At 48.1% G+C, this 522-nt stretch carries 1 tRNA gene and 1 rRNA gene; both read left to right on the top strand.

Annotated features, from left to right (window positions below):
- Nucleotides 1–64: ribosomal RNA gene (locus OKB77_RS24025) — 16S ribosomal RNA — on the top strand; the annotation flags it as partial.
- Between the two features lie 224 nt (nucleotides 65–288).
- Nucleotides 289–364 (top strand) — tRNA-Glu (locus OKB77_RS24020).
- Nucleotides 365–522 lie beyond the last annotated feature (158 nt).

The raw sequence follows: 522 nt of genomic DNA, 5'->3' as shown, positions 1-522 counted from the left end.
CATGACTGGGGTGAAGTCGTAACAAGGTAACCCTAGGGGAACCTGGGGTTGGATCACCTCCTTACCTTAAGATGTCGTGTTGTTGAGTGTTCACACAGATTGCCTTGATTCAAAGTAGTTAGAGCAAAGACCTGATGCGCAAGCGTCAGTGCTTATCTGGCTTCGGTCAGATGAGAGAAGCCCTATCATTGGGTTTTGGGATGTGAATAATGGCGCTCGGCCTCGCAGGCTCGGCACTCGCCATTACCCAAAATCTGCACTGCTAACGCAGCGCAAAGATGATTTTGGGTCCCCTTCGTCTAGAGGCCTAGGACACCGCCCTTTCACGGCGGTAACAGGGGTTCGAATCCCCTAGGGGACGCCACTTCTCTTCTTGCTAACAAGAATGCAGAGTTAAGAACTGATTCTTAACTCTGTTTTCTTCGGCCTTGCGCCGTTGCAAACATGCTCTTTAACAATCTGGAAAGCTGATTTAAAAAGTAGTTCTCAAACATTTGTTACAAGTGCTTTGGAAACTTCTTG

It is taken from the genome of Aeromonas sp. Y318-3 (assembly GCF_027706185.1).
In the GTDB taxonomy this organism is placed as follows: Bacteria; Pseudomonadota; Gammaproteobacteria; order Enterobacterales; family Aeromonadaceae; genus Aeromonas; species Aeromonas veronii.
The sequence above is the reverse complement of the archived record's forward strand: the minus strand, read 5'-3'. Positions and strand labels throughout refer to the sequence as shown.